General features: G+C 59.5%; 8 protein-coding genes. 4 read left to right on the top strand and 4 right to left on the bottom strand.

Translation table 11 applies throughout. From position 1 onward, the window contains the following. Nucleotides 1-114: 114 nt before the first annotated feature. Nucleotides 115-1,014, bottom strand: coding sequence for a LysR family transcriptional regulator (locus V2S86_RS03915; protein WP_006326284.1), 900 nt, complete (start codon nucleotides 1,012-1,014; stop codon nucleotides 115-117). A 98-nt stretch (nucleotides 1,015-1,112) separates the two neighbouring features. Between V2S86_RS03915 and V2S86_RS03910 the strand changes: the two genes are divergently transcribed. Both V2S86_RS03910 and V2S86_RS03905 read left to right on the top strand, forming a co-directional pair. Beyond that, on the top strand, nucleotides 1,113-1,730 hold the full coding sequence (locus V2S86_RS03910) for a glutathione S-transferase family protein (RefSeq protein ID WP_330761313.1): 618 nt from the start codon (nucleotides 1,113-1,115) through the stop codon (nucleotides 1,728-1,730). A gap of 5 nt (nucleotides 1,731-1,735) precedes the next feature. Beyond that, nucleotides 1,736-2,650, top strand: a complete 915-nt coding sequence (locus tag V2S86_RS03905) for a pyridoxamine 5'-phosphate oxidase family protein (protein ID WP_330761312.1) — start codon at nucleotides 1,736-1,738, stop codon at nucleotides 2,648-2,650. 45 nt (nucleotides 2,651-2,695) lie between these two features. On the opposite strand, the gene V2S86_RS03900 is transcribed toward V2S86_RS03905, so the two are convergent. Continuing rightward, complete coding sequence (locus V2S86_RS03900) at nucleotides 2,696-2,911, bottom strand: glycogen synthesis protein (RefSeq protein ID WP_330761311.1); 216 nt, start codon at nucleotides 2,909-2,911, stop codon at nucleotides 2,696-2,698. Nucleotides 2,912-3,100: 189 nt separating this feature from the next. Here V2S86_RS03900 and gabD point away from each other — a divergent pair, with 189 nt between their 5' ends. Together gabD and V2S86_RS03890 are read left to right on the top strand one after the other, a co-directional pair. Then, nucleotides 3,101-4,576 carry an NADP-dependent succinate-semialdehyde dehydrogenase gene (gabD, locus tag V2S86_RS03895; protein WP_330761310.1) on the top strand — a complete coding sequence of 492 codons (1,476 nt, stop codon included), beginning with the start codon at nucleotides 3,101-3,103 and terminating at the stop codon, nucleotides 4,574-4,576. 99 nt (nucleotides 4,577-4,675) lie between these two features. Beyond that, nucleotides 4,676-5,044 (top strand): glyoxalase superfamily protein, encoded by a 369-nt coding sequence (locus V2S86_RS03890; RefSeq protein ID WP_330761309.1) that lies wholly within the window; start codon nucleotides 4,676-4,678, stop codon nucleotides 5,042-5,044. A gap of 53 nt (nucleotides 5,045-5,097) precedes the next feature. On the opposite strand, the gene V2S86_RS03885 is transcribed toward V2S86_RS03890, so the two are convergent. Both V2S86_RS03885 and V2S86_RS03880 read right to left on the bottom strand, forming a co-directional pair. Further along, a complete protein-coding gene (locus V2S86_RS03885) occupies nucleotides 5,098-5,493 on the bottom strand; it encodes a (R)-mandelonitrile lyase (protein WP_006319298.1) in 396 nt (131 codons plus the stop codon). A gap of 209 nt (nucleotides 5,494-5,702) precedes the next feature. Further along, nucleotides 5,703-15,731, bottom strand: coding sequence for a non-ribosomal peptide synthetase (locus tag V2S86_RS03880; protein WP_330761308.1), 10,029 nt, complete (start codon nucleotides 15,729-15,731; stop codon nucleotides 5,703-5,705). Nucleotides 15,732-16,412 lie beyond the last annotated feature (681 nt).

The raw sequence follows: 16,412 nt of genomic DNA, 5'->3' as shown, positions 1-16,412 counted from the left end.
CGGCCAAAATATTGTCAAGAAGGGAACCGCAGCAATGCGTGCACGGTAAAATAAATCTTATTTTTGCGCCAAATAAGTTTAACCAGTGAAACTTATCGGTATTGATTCGCCGGTTTATACCGGCTGAATTTGCGCCAACCGGCTTAATTCTTGCCAGGCGTAGTCCCAGAAGGTACGCACCTTCAACGGCATGCGCTGCACGTTCTGCGCCACCAGTTGCACCGGCATCGGCAAGGGTTCATACGCCGGCAGCAAACGCACCAGCGTGCCCGCCGCCAGATCGTCCGCCACCTGATACGACAATAATCGGGCGATGCCCTTGCCCGCCCGCACCGCCAGCAGTTGGGTTTCCACCTCGTTGATCAACAGCCTGGGCGTCAGCCGTACCCGCTCGCCATTTTCCTGCGGGCCAAAACGCCATTCGCGCAGCGACGCGCGTTGGGTACCGACAATCGTATCGTGATCGGTCAACTGCGCCGGGTGTTGCGGTTCACCGCGCCGCGCCAGATAAGCCGGGCTGGCGACCGTGACCCGCGACACCTGCCCCAACCGGCGCGCCACCCGGGAAGAATCCTGCTGATGACCAATGCGCACCGCCACATCCAGCCCTTCGTCGATCAAATCCAGGTTGCGATCGTTGAGCACCATTTCAATCTGCATCTGCGGATAGCGGTCAAGAAACGCCATCACCAGCGGCGCCACGTGTTTGCGCCCGAACTGCACCGGCGAGGTGACGCGCAACATGCCGGAGAGCTGGCTGTCCGCCGTGTCCAGCACCGCCGAGTCATAGTCATGCAGCAGCAGGCGCGCACGCTCCGCCAGCCGCAAACCCGCCTCGGTCGGTGCCAGCCGCCGGGTGGTGCGCTCCACCAAGCGGGCGCCAAAACGCTGCTCCAGCGAGGCAATCGCACGGGTGATCGCCGGCGCGGAACGCCGCAGCTTGCGCCCGGCCGCAGCCAGGCTGCCGTGCTGAATCACCGCTACAAAGATAGCCAGTTCGTCCAACCGATCCATAGATTCTTCCAAAATGTGAAATTATCAATTTCTACATTGCCGGATTCCGCTCGCTGCCCGCAAGAGTATGCTGATAAAAATTATTCAGGAGCCTCATTATGCAAACTCTCAAACTGTACGGCACCCCCCTTTCCGGCCACGTTCATCGCGTGGCGTTGCTGCTGCGCATGCTTGACCTGCCCTACGAATTTATCGAAGCCCCCGCCGGCGTGCGCCAGAGCGAGGCTTTCCGCCGTCTTAACCCTCTGGGCCAAATCCCGGTGCTGGTGGACGGCGATTTGGCACTCGCCGACAGCAACGCCATTTTGGTGTATCTGGTCAAACGCTACGCACCGGGCAGCCACTGGCTGCCGGAAACGCCGCAGGCTTCGGCGCAGGTGCAGGTATGGTTGTCCAAAGCCGCCGGAGAGGTGCGCTACGGCCCGGCCTCCAGCAGGCTGATCGCCCAATTTTCTGCACCTGAGGATTATCAGGCTGCGCTGGCGATCGCGGCGCGCTTCCTGCCGCAGATGGAACAGCATCTGGCGGAACGTGATTTCCTGGCGACGGAACACGCCACCATCGGCGATTTGGCCTGCTACAGTTACGTGGCGGTAGCGCTGGAAGGCGGCATCTCGCTGGCACCCTATCCAGCCATCCGGCGTTGGGTCGCGCGCATCGCCGCGCTGCCCGGTTTCTTCGCCATGCCGGCGCTGCCGGAACCCACCGCGAGGTAACGCTGATGACACAGCCGCTGTTCCACCCCGATGAAGTGCGCGCCCAGGCATTAGCCGGTTTTGACCGCGTGGGCGCGGGTATTTATGCCGCCATGCCCGAGCAGCACCGCGAGTTTTTCGCCGCGCTGCCTTACCTGTTCGTCGCCACGCTCGACGATCAGGGCTGGCCGGTGGCCACGCTGTTCAGCGGTCCGCCCGGTTTTTTGCGCACGCCGGATGATACCCACTTGCGCATCAGCGCGCCGCGCCGCAACGACGATCCGGCGCAGGCCGCATTGCAAAGCGGCAAACGGGTTGGCGCACTGGGGCTGGATTTCAGCAACCGCAGGCGCAACCGGGCCAACGGCGTGATTGGCCGCACCGACAAGAACCGCATTGAAATCGAGGTCCGGCAAAGCTTCGGCAACTGCCCGCAATATATCCAGCGGCGCGAGCTTTACCCGGTTAGCGGCACGCCGGCGCCGATTGAATATCTTCCGGCGCTGGATGCTGCGGCGCAGGCGCTGATCCGCCGGGCGGACACCTTTTTCGTCGCCAGTTACGCCCACCCGGAACTGGCGCAGGGCGGAATGGATATGTCGCACCGTGGCGGCAAACCGGGGTTTATCCATCTGGCGGACAACAGCCTGTGGATCCCGGACTTTCGCGGCAACCGCTATATGAACACGCTGGGTAATCTGTTGGCCCAACCCCGGGCGGCGCTGCTGTTTATCGATTTCGACAACGGCGATATTTTGCATCTGCAAGGGGAAACGCAAATCCTCTGGCAAGCGGATATCGATCATGGGGTGGAAGGCGCGGAACGTTACTGGCGATTCGATATGCGCACTGCGTGGCGCTTCCCGCAGGCGCTGCCGTGGCGCGGCCGCAACCTGGAATACTCCCCGGCCACGCTGAACACCGGGGTATGGCAAGGGTAAACGTCATAAAAAACCCCGCGTTGGCGGGGTCGGTTCAATAAGGATTTATAGGCTGTGTTCCGCCATCGAGGCGGCCTGATAGAACTGCCGAAAATAGCACAGGCGATCAAAAAACAAACGGCTTTGCGATTCCGACATATTGCCGGCCACCTTGCCGGCGTCAATTTCGCGCCCCTGCCACTCCATCAGCGCAATGCTGGAAGCGAGAAAATCCATGTCGCTGCTGTAGGTCGCAAGGTGCCGACTCACTGAATTTACCATTCTGCACACTCCTTTTTGTTATCTCGAAAAGGGTCATATGCTCACTGAGTTCAGTATCGTCCCGGCGACGACTGTTTTTTGTACAGAAGGTGCGCATGGCAGCAAATGGATGCGAAAAAGTTTGCTAGGGTAAAGAGGACTATTTGGGACAGACCACGGTGTTTGAAATTCTGAAAAGGAAGATAACCGATGAGCACGAGCTTCTCCGCCACCCTCAAAGATCCCGCGCTGTTTCGCGAAGCAAACTACATCGATGGGCAATGGCTGCAGGCCAAAGGCGGCCAGACCATCAAGATCCATAACCCGGCCACCGGCGAGTTGGTCGGCCAGGTGCCGGCCTTTGGCGCCGAAGAAACCGCGCAGGCGATAGCCGCCGCCAAAAAAGCCCAGCCGGCCTGGCGTGCGCTGACCGCCAAAGAGCGTGCCGGCAAGCTGCGCCGCCTGTTCGAACTGATGATGGAGCACCAGGAGGATCTGGCACGCATCATGACCGCAGAACAGGGCAAACCCCTGGCCGAAAGCCGCGGTGAGATTGCCTATGCGGCTTCGTTTATCGAGTGGTTCGCCGAAGAGGGAAAACGCGTTTACGGCGACACCATTCCGCAAAACCTGCCCGGCCGGCGCATTATCGTGCAAAAAGAGCCCATCGGGGTCTTCGCCGCCATTACGCCGTGGAATTTCCCGGCGGCGATGATCACCCGCAAGGCCGGCCCCGGTTGGGCCGCGGGCTGCACCGGGGTGATCCGCCCCGCCAGCCAGACCCCGTTCTCGGCACTGGCGATTGCCGTGCTGGCCGAACGCGCCGGTTTACCGGCGGGCGTCTGTAACGTAATTACCGGGCCCAGCAAAGCGATCGGCGGCGAACTCACCGCTAACCCTGACGTACGCAAGCTCTCCTTTACCGGCAGCACCGAGGTGGGCGCGCAGTTGCTGGCCCAGTGTGCGCCCACCATCAAAAAAACCAGCATGGAACTGGGGGGCAATGCGCCCTTTATCGTGTTTGACGATGCCGACCTGGACGCCGCCGTCGCCGGGGCGGTAGCCTCAAAATACCGTAACGCCGGCCAGACCTGCGTGTGCACCAATCGCTTTCTGGTGCAGGACGGCGTCTACGACGCTTTTGCGGAAAAGCTGAAAGTGGCAGTGGCGAAGCTGAAAGTGGGCAATGGCATGGACGAGGGCGTCACTATCGGCCCATTGATTAACCGGGAGGCGGTGGAAAAAGTCAGCGAGCATATCGCCGATGCCGTGAAACGCGGTGCCTCGGTGCTGCTGGGCGGCCAACCCCATGCGTTAGGCAATAACTTCTATACGCCGACCATCCTGACCGACGTACCGAGGCAGGCCAAAATTTTCCATGAGGAAACCTTTGGCCCGGTGGCGCCCTTGATCCGTTTTGAGCACGAAGCCGAAGCCATCGAACTGGCGAACGACACGCCGTTCGGCCTGGCCTCGTACTTCTACAGCCGCGACATCGGCCGGGTGATGCGCGTGGCCGAAGCGCTGGAATACGGTATTGTCGGCATCAATGAAGGGCTGATCTCCACCGAGGTCGCACCCTTTGGCGGGGTGAAAAGCTCCGGCCTGGGGCGCGAAGGATCGAAGTACGGCATCGAAGATTATCTCGAGATCAAATATCTGTGCCTTGGCGGGCTGGGTATCTGAATCTGTCGCCGGCCCCCGCAAGGGGGCCGAACGCTGGCTAATCTGCTGCCGTTTCTGCTACTTTGGAGCGCCCGTCCGGGGACTAACAAGGACTCTCACATGGAATTCTCCGCCGCCATTCCCATTATCCGCATCTTCTCGGTTGAAAAAGCCAAAGAGTTTTATCTGGATTTTCTCGGTTTCACGCTGGATTGGGAGCACCGCTTTAGCGAAGATCTGCCGCTTTATGCCCAGATATCACGCTCCGGTCTGACTCTGCATCTCAGCGAGCATTACGGCGACGCTACGCCCGGTTCAGCGGTGTTTATTCCGACCCGCGATATCGATGCCCTGCATCGGGAGTTAATAGCGAAACAGTACCGTTACGCCCGTCCGGGGGTTGAAACCCTTGACTGGGGAAAACAGGTGAACCTCACCGATCCCTTCGGCAATTGCCTGCGTTTTTGCGAGCAAGCCGACAATGCGTAACCGCCGTTAAACCGGCGATTATCGCTTCAGCACGCAGGCAATCCTCCGCGCTCTCATTGCCGGTATTGCTCGTCGCTGACCTTCTCCATCCAGTCAACCGGGCTGCCGTTGAGAGATTCGGCAATGGCGATGTGGGTCATGGCCGTTTCCGGGGTGGCGCCGTGCCAATGCTTGACACCTTCGGGGATCCAAACGATATCGCCCTGATTCATCTCCTGGATCGGGTCGCCCCACACCTGGATCCAGCCGCGCCCCTGAGTGACGATCAACGTCTGGCCCAGCGGGTGGGTATGCCAGGCGGTGCGGGCACCGGGTTCGAAGGTCACGGTGGCGCCGCCCACGCGGGCCGGTTCGGTGCCGGCAAAAGGCGCATCAATCCGCACCTTACCGGTAAAGTAATCCTCGGGACCCGGCCGGGATGGCAGGGAACCGCTGCGTTGAATTTTCAATTTTTCCTCCGTTTCGGCAATGGCTGCCGGTGGTGACATGGACAAGATAAGGGTAGACGCTGCGCGTCATTTCACTGGGTGCTCCCGTTAAGATAGCGCGATGAGAAAGATAACGCCGCGCCGCCGGGACCAGATAGCAAAATTCACAAGGACCTATGCGTTGAAACGAGGGTGCCTGCCGTCACCCTCATCTGCATCATTATTCGGCGTCAAGCCCCGCTGCTATGTCCTCCGCGCATTGCAGAATGTTGTGGTGGTGGCAGGCCAACGGGATCACCGTCAAATGTTCGCAAGCGGCGCTCAGGCCGTTGTCCGCTACCGCCAGCAGCGGCGCCATCACGCCTTGCGGCAGTTGAGGGTTCGCTTGCATCGCCTTGAACAGCGTTACCCGGGTAGTTTGTAGTTTGCAGTTTGCGGCTCAGCGTTCCCCCCGCCAGGCGCTGTTCAGCCTGCGCTACCGCCGTGGCGCGCCGGGCCGCATCGCCGTCCATGCCCAACGCCGACAGCAATTCCTCAAGCGGTAGCTCTGCCGCCGTTTGCCGATAGAAACTGTCCAGCAGATAAAGGCTGACGTCGCGATACCCGCGCGCCTCCAGCCTGGCGGCGATCTCCAACGCAATGACGCCCCCCAATGACCAGCCCAGGATCCGCACCGCCCCTGCCTGGTTCAGCAGGCCGTTGGCGGTCATTTCACTCAGATACAGCTCGGCGATGTTACCGAGAGAATCTATGGCCGGCCTGTGGTAAAGATTATAATTATCAACACCATAACAGTTTATTTTCCCCTGCAATTCCTGAGCCAGGGAATGAAAGGCTTCCGCGCCCACCAACGCCGGGTGAATCATCCACAGCGCAGGCGCATCGCTGACCGGCCGATTGAGCGGCATCACCAAAGGTTGTTCACCCGCCGCCAGTAAATTTCTCAACGTACGGTGCTGGAACAGCCTGACCACCGGGACCGGCGTGCCCAGCAGCTCAGCCATGCTGAGGCACAGCGAGATCGCCCGGATTGAGGAGCCGCCCAGTTGGAAGAAATCATCCGTCATACCGACCCGATCGCACTGCAATGCCTGCCGCCACAGCGCACACAGCCGTTGTTCCAGCACATTCTCCGGCGCGACATAGTCATTGAGTTCACGTGCCGCCGGCGCAGGCAGCGCTTTACGATCCAGCTTGCCGCTGGAGTTGTACGGCAAGGCCTTCAGGCGCATCAGCGCGGTAGGGATCATGTACAACGGCAGCCGACGGCTCATAAACGCCAGCAGAGCCGGTTCCGCCAGCGGTTCATCGCTGACGTAGTACAGCGCCAGCCGATGCTGTGACGCCTCCTGCAATACAATGGCGCAACAGGATTTTATCGAACCAAACGCCAACGCGCTCTGTTCGACCTCCGCCAGTTCCACCCGATAACCGTTGATTTTGACCTGGAAATCCATCCGCCCAAGAAACTCCAGATTGCCGTCCGGCAGGTAACGGCCGGCATCGCCGGTACGGTACAACCGCTCCCCCAGTTCAGGATGATAAATAAACTTATCGTCGGTCAGCGACGGATTACGGTAATAGCCGCGGGCCACTCCGGCCCCGCCGATGTATTGTTCGCCCGGCAGGCAAGGCGGCAGCAGCCGCAGATGACGATCCAGCACGTAGAAGCGCTGATGCGCCATCGCCTGCCCATAAGGCACGCTGGGCGCGGTTATCGGCGTTTCCGGAATGTCATACAGGATCGACCAAATGGAACTTTCGGTTGCGCCACCGGCGCTGATCACCCGGCAACCCGGTCGCCACTGGCGAATGCGGGCCGGCAACCGCCGGGAAATGACCTCACCCACCAGCACCACATTGCGCAGCGCTGGCCAACACGCCCCTGCCCCCCCGGCTTCACGCTGTTCAACCAGCAAAGTCATCACCGAAGGTGCCGAGTTCCAGAAGGTCACGCCCTGGGTCATCAACAAGCGATGCCAGGCCTGGGGCTGGTAGCGTTCGGCTTCGGACGGCATCACTATAGTCCCGCCCGCCGACAGCAGGCCAAAAATATCGAATACCGAGATGTCGAAGCTCAGGGCGCTAAGCGCCAATCCCCGATCCTCCGCGCCGAGCCCCAATTGCTGCAAGGTATCGACTATGCTGTTCACCGCACCGCGATGCTCTATCGCCACCCCTTTCGGCGCGCCGGTGGAGCCGGAGGTGAAGATCACATAGGCCAGCGCTGAAGGTTCCGGCAGCAGCGGTTCACCCGCAGTTACAGGCGGTAATTCGGCTACCGCGCCTTGCGGATCGACAACCAGCAGTCTGGCCCCGCCGGTTTCCTGCCACGGCCGGCTGCTGAGGATCACCTTGGTCTGCGACTGGTCGATAATGTCCAGGCAACGGCGTTCCGGCCAGGCGCCATCCAACGGCAGATAGGCCTTTCCGGCCATCACCACCGCCAGCACCGCGATAATTTGTGCCCGTCCCTTGTCGATCATTACCGCCAGGGTTTCGGCTGTCATATCCGCGTGCTCACGCAGTTGCAGCGACAGGGTCAGCGCGGCCCGGTACAGTTCGCCATAACTCAGTTCGCCGAGGCTGTCGACGATCGCCACCCGGTGCGGATAGCGGGTAGCCTGCTGGATAAAATCATGGTGGATGGCACGCTCGAAGTCATAGCGCGGCGGGCAGGACTGGCGGAGGGCGCGTTGGCGCGCCACCTCCGCGGCCGGCACCAGCGTCAGTTGGCTGACGCGCAGATCGCCATGTTCGACGATTTGCTGCAGGATCGCCAGATAATAGCCGGATAGCCGCTCCAGCGTGGCTGGGCTGAACAGCGCGGTGGCGTAGTTGAATACCGCTTCCCCGGCGCCCTGCGCCAATTGGATGCTCAACGTCAGGTCAAACTTCGCCGCCTGATAGTGTTCCATCAGGCTTTGCGGCTTCAGCCATTCCGGCGACGGCTGCGCGCCGTCATCCTCCAGCACGAACAGCACCTGGAACAACGGATGCCGTGACAGATCGCGCGGCACCTGCAGCAGATCGATCAAGTGGTCCAGCGGCAAGTGCTGGTATTTCTGCGCCTGTAGAACGCCATCGAACACCTGATGCACATAGTCGGCCAGCGGCTGACCGTCGACGATCTGCGAACGCAGCGGCAGAGTGTTGACAAAAAAGCCGATCGCCGAGCGCGTTTCCTCCGTCGGACGGTTAGCGACCGGCGTGCCGACCAGGATATCCTGCTGACCGCTGAAGCAGCCGAGCAACAGGTTAAACGCCGCCAGATACAATGCAAAAGGCGTTACTCCCTCGCGCTGAGCAAACTGCTCCGCCTGCGCGATCAGCGCTTCAGGCAAGCTGACGGTGTGATGGGCACCACTATGGTCAAACTGGGCCGGGCGCACAAAGTCGAGCGGCATCTCCAGCATTTGCCACCCCGCCAGCCGCTGCTGCCAGTAGGACTTCACCCCTTCGGCCTGCGCCGATCCCAGGTATTCCTGCTGCCAGACGGCATAATCGCCGTATTGCAGCGCCAGCGCCGGCAACGCCGGCGGTCGCCCCTGCCGCTGTGTTTGATACAGGCTGTCCAGTTCCTGCAGAAACAGCCGCTGCGACCAGCCGTCGAACGCCAGATGGTGTACCAGGATCAGGCTGTAACGCTCGCGGCCCCCGTCCGGGTGCATGAGCTCATAGATAATCGCGCGGATCGGCAGCTCGGCATCGAGCGCGAAGGGTCGGTCGATATCCTGCGTCAGCCGATCCCGCCAGCATTGCGTATCAAGCGTCAGTCGCTCCACGCACAGCGTCAGCGCGCAAGATTGGGAAACGGCGGTATGAGACTGCGTCTGGCCAATCAAGCTATGCAGCACCTGATGACGGGCAACAATCGCCTGCAGGCTTTCGGCATAAGCCGCCACGCAGACGTCCTCGTCGAGACGAAACAGCATAGGTACATGATAGAGGTTGCTGCCGCCGTTCAGATTTTCGATAAACCACAGTTGCATTTGCGAAGACGACAACGGGTAAGCCTGCCGTTGCAACGCCGGTATCAACAACGGCGCTTCGCCGTCGCCGATCTGCCGCAGGGCCTGGCACAGGGAACGGATGGTCGGGAACTGCCCCAGTTCGCTCAGCGTGACCTCACGTTGCAACCGCCGGCCGATCTGATAGCAGGCCTGGATCGCCAGAATCGAATTGCCGCCCAGCGAGAAGAAATTGTCTTCCACGCCGACGTCCGATCGTTGCAGCAATTCACGCCAGACCTCAACGCAGGCGCTCTCCCAGGCATTTTCCGCAGCGGCGAACGCAGGCGGTTCCCTCTCTGGCTGCGGCAGCGCCTGGCGGGCGACTTTACCGTTCTCGGTAAGCGGTAACCGCGCCAACTGGATAAACGCCTGCGGCATCATATACTGCGGCAGTTGGCCGCTCAGGTGTTGCGCCAACGCACGAGTATCTGTCGCGTCGTCGGCGACAAAATAGGCGGCCAGGTAGGGCTGCGGCTGAGTCATCAACGCCACGCAGCAAGCGGTGACGGTGGGATAAGACAGTGCGATATTTTCAATTTCGCCCAACTCGATGCGGTAGCCATTGAGTTTGATTTGCTGATCGATGCGCCCCATAAACTCAACATTGCCGTCTTCAAGCAGACGACCGGCGTCACCGGTGCGATAGACGCGATCCTGCAGCTGTTCATGCCAAAAAAAACTGTCTGCGGTTCGCTGCGGGTCACCATAATAACCGCGCGCCAGCCCCGCACCGGCCAGGTAGATCTCTCCCCTGGCGCCAACAGGTGCCGGCCGCAGCCAGGCGTCCAGGATATAGCAGCGCTGGTAAGCCAAGGGTTTGCCGTAGGGGATGCTGGCCGACAAAATGGCTTGATCGCCTGACACCTCGTACAGCATCGAGAATATCGCCGATTCGGTAGCACCGCCGGCGCTGAAAAAGCGGCTGCGCGGCGCCCATTCGCGACAACGCGCCGGCAGTGAAGTGGCGATCCAGTCGCCGCCCACCATCACCGTACGCAGCGCCGGCACAGGGCCGGACATCAGCCCTGCGCCTTTGACATAGTCCAGCAACAGCTCCATTAACGCCGGGGCGCTCAGCCATACCGTAACCCGGTGATCAATCATCAATTGATACCAGGCCTGCGGGCTGACCCGGTCCCGCTCGGCCGGCATGACCACTGCGCCGCCGGTGCTCAACGGGCTGAAAATATCGTATATCGCCAGGTCAAAGCTCAGTGCGCTGATCGCCAGGCTGCGATCCCGCTCGTCGAGGGAAAAATGGCGCCGAGTGGCGTCGAGCGTGCTCACCACGCTGCGGTGCTCGATCGCCACGCCTTTTGGCGTCCCGGTCGAACCCGACGTGAAAATGATATAGGCAAGGCTGCCCGGTTCGGCGTCAATCGCCGACAGCAGCGGCGTGGTCACCGGCAGTTGCCGGGCAAGACCATCGGCGCCCAGTTCGATAACGTTAATCTCGCGGGTCGGCCAGGGCGCGCTGCTCAACAGCGTATTGATGCCGGCCTGCGCCATCACCTTCAACCGCCGCTGCGGCGGCCAGCTCGTATCCATCGGCAAAAACGCCTTGCCGCACATCAGCGTCGCCAATATGGCGACCGGCTGTCGGCGCCCTTTTTCGACCAGGATAGCGATAGCCTCGCCGGTGACAGGCCCCTGTCGACGCAGTTGGGTAGAAAGCGTCAGCGCCGCCTCGTACAGTTCGCCGTAGGTCATTTCGCCCTGCTCGTCGATCACCGCCACCGCCTGGGGATTACGCTGGGCATGGCGGATAAAGTCATGTTGCAGAGTACGTTCGAATGAACCGGCGAGTGCCGGCATCGGTTGCGCTACCGGGCACTGCGGTTGCAGGCTGATGTTTTCCAGCGGCCAGTCGTTATGCTGCGCCATCTGCTGCAAAATGGCGACGTAGTAACCTGCCAGCCGCTTTATCGAGGCTTGGCCGAACAGCGCCACGGCAAAGTTGAAACGGGCGCGCATCCGCGGTTCATCCGGCGTCAGGGTCAGGGTCAGATCGAACTTGGCGGTCCGCTCATGGTCGCTCAGATCGACGACGGACAGCCAATCCGGGCGCTCCGGCGCATTGGCGTCGCTTTCCAGCGCGAACATCACCTGAAACAACGGATGCCGAGAGAAGTCGCGCGGCAGCTTCAGACTGTCGACCAATCGTTCCAGCGACAGTTCCTGATGCTGCTGGGCCTGGAGCGTGGTGGCCGCAACCTTGTGGATAAACGCCGTTACGCTATGCTGATGATCCAGCCGGTGGCGCAGCGGCATCGTATTGACGAAGAACCCTATGATCCCCTCCAGCTCCGGCCGGCCGCGATTAGCCAGCGGCGTCCCCACCATCACGTCATCCTGGCCGGTATAACGCGACAACAACAGGGTGAATCCCGCCAGCAGTACCGCATGCAACGTAACTCCTTCTCTGCGAGCAAGTGCGTCAAGCGAGGCTACCAGTTCCGCCGGTAACACCACTTCAACGTTGTCGCCGCGTACGTCGAAGGCGCCAGGTCGGACGAAATCCAAGGGAATATCGAGCTGTTGGCAACCGTCCAACTCTCGCAGCCAGAAGGCCAGATCGTCCGTTTGCCGGCTTGCGTTCTCCGGAGCATGCTGCCAAAGCGCATAATCGAGGTACTGCAAACCCGGTACCGCAGGCGGGTTGACCGACGGGTGCTGAAAATGACGATAGAGCCTATCCAGCTCCTGCAACAGCACCTCCAGCGACCAGCCATCAAAAGCGATATGGTGGAAAACCAGCAGGCAGGCGGTTGTCTCGTCTCCCGTAGACTCAGGATAGCGGTAAAGCGCCGCCCGCAACGGCAGCTCGCGGGTGAGATCCATCGGCTGTTGTAGCGCCTGCGACAGCGCGGTGGAAAACGCCTCGGCGCTCAACGGGTAGAACGGCACCGGCAATATCTCCTCGCTGACCCATTGGCTGGCCTCTCCCCGCTCATCCTGGCGGATCAGGCTGCGCAGCACCTGATGACGCACCGCCAGCGCTTGCAGACTTTTGATGAAAAGCTCGCAGTCAATGCCGGCGGCCAACCGCAGCAGCACAGGGGAAAGATAGTGCGTAGCGCCCCCCGACAACTGCTGCATAAACCACAGCCGGGATTGCTGGAAGGACAGCGGCGCTTCCAGCAACCCGCTGGCGTTAATCGCCCTGTCCTCCGACGCTTGTTGCTGCCGATTGATATGTTCGCTTAATGCCGCCACCGTCGGGCACTGGTTCAGCGTCAACGCCGAGATCTTCGCCCCCAGCAGCTTATTGACTTCGTGGCAAAGCCTGATGGCCATGATGGAGTTGCCGCCCAGGCGGAAAAAGTGATCGTCTACGCCCGCCTGGCAACCCAGCAGCCGGTTGAACAGCGCCAGCAGTTGGCTTTCCAGCGGAGTGCCAGGCTGGCGGAACGCGGTTTGTCGTTCTCGCGGGGTAGGCTCCGGTAACGCCCGGTAATCCACTTTCCGGCTTACCGTCAGCGGGATCGACGGCAGCGCCATCAGCGCCGTCGGCAGCATATAGTGCGGCAACTGCGCCGCCAGTCGTTGCAGGATATCGTCGGCGGTCAACCGACTGCCGGGCTGCAACACATACCAGGCCACCAGCTGCGTCGCCGTTTCCGGCCGTGCGGCCACCACCGCTTCGGCCACTTCCGCTATGGCGCGCATCTGCATTTCTATTTCGCCCAGTTCAATGCGATAACCGTGGATCTTGACCTGCTGATCGTGGCGGCCAAGGTATTCCAGACCGTTATCGGCCAGGCGGCGCACCCGATCGCCGGTGCGATACAGACGGCGGTACGCCGCCTCTTGGCTGAAAGGGTTGGCAATAAAAACGGATGCCGTCAGTGCCGGCAGGTTCAGATATCCACGAGCCAGGCCGATACCGGCCAGACACAGCTCACCTTCAGCCCCCAGCGGCAGCAGATTGAAATGCTCGTCCACCACGTAACAGCGCATGTTGGCGATAGCCTGGCCGATATTACGCGCGCCGTTGCGGCGATAAAGGTTGAGGCTGACGCTGACCGAGGCTTCGGTCGGCCCATACATATTGGCTACCTGCAGGCCCCTCGCCAGATAATGATCGAGCACGGCCAGTGAGGCCGCTTCTCCCCCCATGGCCAGATGCCGCACCGAGGCCGGCAGCGCCGGTAAGGTGTTAAGCAACGCCGGCGGCAGGAAGCAAAAATGAATCTGCCATGCCGCCATTTGCTCGCACAACAACGCCGGATCCCGGCGTTGCTCTTCACTGGCGATAAACAGACGGTACCCGTTGCCCAGCGCCACGAACACTTCAAACACGTGCGCGTCGAAGGCCAGCGAGGCAAATTGCAAACAGTTGAGCACGCCGGGCTCCCGGTGCAGCAAACGCCGGGTATGCCCCTCAACCATATTCACGGCCCCCTGATGTTCGCACAGCGTACCTTTTGGCCGACCGGTGGTGCCGGAGGTGTAAATCACATAGGCCAACTGCCGGGCACTCACCCTCGGTAACGCGATCGCCCCACTTTCTTCCCGCAGTACATCCGCCAACAGGCAGAGGCTGCCCGGCGACAAGTGCTGAGCGGCGGCATGCAGCGCGGTATCGGTCATGATAATCGGGCTGTTCACGTCCTGCAGGATATAAGCCAGCCGCTGCGCCGGTGCGTCAGGATCCAACGGCACATAGGCGCCGCCCGCCTTCATGACGGCCAACATCGCCACCACCGCATCCGCGCTGCGCGGCAAATACAATGGGATCGGCGTATCCGGAAGCATCTCCTCGCCGTGCAGCCTCAGGTACTCAGTGCGCAGCCGCTGCGCCAGTTGATCGCTGCGCTGCGCCAACTGCCCGTAGCTGAGTTCAACGCGAGCGTCGGTCAGCGCGATGCGTTCAGGATGAAGACGGGCATGCCTTTCGACGTCGCCGAACAAGCTCGCTGTCTGCTCCGGCGACGCATCCTGGCCGCTGGCCCAGTGATCGTTCAAACGCCGGGTCTGTGGCGGCGTCAACTGAGGCAGCGAAGCGATCGGCAGATCCGGGTCACTCAGCGCGCTGCGCAACAGATGGCCGTACTGTTCCGCCATTTCAACCATTTGCGTCTCATCGAACAAATCCCGCCGGTAGCGTAATCTGAATTCAAAGGCCCGTTCGGAAGGCTGGTACTCCAGAAGCAGCTCAGAACCGGCCAGATCGACGTTGAAACGGTGATTAACGCCAACCCGGCACCCCGCGAGACTCAGCGGCGCATCTTTGAGATAGGCTTGCGTAAAGTTGACGTTCAACTGGCGGATCGGGCTTTGATCCAAAATGTCGTAAATCGGCAGTTTGCTGTGCCGCAGTTTGCCCGTGGCTTTTAGCGCTTTGCTGTAGCCCAGGCTCGCCCGATAGAGCTGGCTGAAGGTGGCCCCCGGCGACAGCGTCAGCGGAAAAACGGCAGTATTGACCTGTGCGCCGTAGTACAGCGCATCGCCTCCCTCTGCGGCGACGGGATAGCCGATATACACCCTCTCTTGCGGCGACTGGCGGGCAATCAGCAAGGCCCACAGCGTTTTGAATATCAGGAAAGGATTGGCGTATTTAACGCCGGATTTCAGATTTTGCCATTCGGAAAAAGGCAGCGCGAAACGGACTTCTCCGGCGCTGTCCGCTGAAAGGGACGGGTCGGTGAGATAAGGCAGTTCTACGCGTGGCGGGCAGTCAGCCAGCAGATCGCGCCAGAAGGTGCGCGACATGAATGTTTGTTTGAGCCTTGAAATATCGTCCTCATATTGTCGATACAACACATTGAGGTCATCGATATTGCCGGCCGGCAACTCCGTCGCCTTCGGATTATTGTAATAAGTGGAAATGATATTATAAAACTCTTGGCCCGCCAGGCCATCGATCAGGACGTGGTGGACAACAGTAATAAAATTATAGCGTTGCGGCGCCAGTTCCATTAGATAAAACCGGCACAGCGGCCCTTCTCTGAGATCGAAAGGCGTATTGATCAATGTGCTGACGTCACAATCTGCAGCGATGATTTCAAGGGTGATGTTCTTTGTCGTTTTTACCCACCGCAGTTGCGGGTATTTATCATCCAGCACATGGTGAAAAAGAAGATAGTTTCGACTCAATTCCTCCACCGCAACACGCAGACGGTTGATATCCAGATCACCCTCGATGGTTTGGTCAAGCACCAGATTATATTCACAGGATTGAGGATTAAGTACATACTCATTCCAGAAAGTCTGGGTATAAGGCGATGCGAAAATCACTTTCATTAATTTAACCCCTTTTTATCATCATCCATATTTATATGTTTTTTTGGTATTGACGCAGCACGACAGCGCCTCCGCTGCAAAATAGGCGACCTGTTAATGCAAACTATTAAGAAAAGTACGGGATCGAATGTTATTTTATTTTTAACGGAAATTACACGCAAAATAAAAATAAATAAAAGACAATGAAAACAATGAATAAAATAAAATATTGCAGATAAAAACCAGATTCACACCACAATATAACGACAAGAAAAATAATAACAATGCAGAACAAATAGAATTTCAAAATAATAAAAATAAAAGTATTTGTTATTTATATTTAAATTGACGAATTAAAGCAACGCATCCTTTAATAAGTAAATTCCTGGAGGATGACCGCATCATTGACGGCCTCCCGCGAACACGATCGCGGCACGGCCAAATATCCCCTGTGTCTGTGCGGCAATAGTGTTGGAAATAAATATCGGGGCATTGACACCCGCTGGAAGCATCCGGATACTCTCGCACCGTTACCGGTAACAACGATCGGTTGACCAATGATAAAACCAAGACCGGGCGGCAACCAAGGCTATCACCCGTGCCAGCGTCTCTCTTTGGAGAAAGCAAAGCACCCTAAGGTTAAAACGCGGGACAGGGTTTGTGTCACCCTGGTTTTTTAAGGAGAAACCGAGTGTTTTTTTT

The organism is Serratia sp. C2(1) (assembly GCF_036352655.1).
GTDB lineage: Bacteria > Pseudomonadota > Gammaproteobacteria > Enterobacterales > Enterobacteriaceae > Serratia > Serratia inhibens.
This window is presented reverse-complemented; position numbering and strand designations above follow the sequence as displayed.

Coding starts and splice junctions, on each gene's coding strand:
- V2S86_RS03910 (WP_330761313.1), top strand. CDS start 1,113: ATGCAAACTCTCAAACTGTACGGCACCCCCCTTTCCGGCCACGTTCAT.
- V2S86_RS03915 (WP_006326284.1), bottom strand. CDS start 1,014: ATGGATCGGTTGGACGAACTGGCTATCTTTGTAGCGGTGATTCAGCAC.
- V2S86_RS03905 (WP_330761312.1), top strand. CDS start 1,736: ATGACACAGCCGCTGTTCCACCCCGATGAAGTGCGCGCCCAGGCATTA.
- V2S86_RS03900 (WP_330761311.1), bottom strand. CDS start 2,911: ATGGTAAATTCAGTGAGTCGGCACCTTGCGACCTACAGCAGCGACATG.
- gabD (WP_330761310.1), top strand. CDS start 3,101: ATGAGCACGAGCTTCTCCGCCACCCTCAAAGATCCCGCGCTGTTTCGC.
- V2S86_RS03880 (WP_330761308.1), bottom strand. CDS start 15,731: ATGAAAGTGATTTTCGCATCGCCTTATACCCAGACTTTCTGGAATGAG.
- V2S86_RS03890 (WP_330761309.1), top strand. CDS start 4,676: ATGGAATTCTCCGCCGCCATTCCCATTATCCGCATCTTCTCGGTTGAA.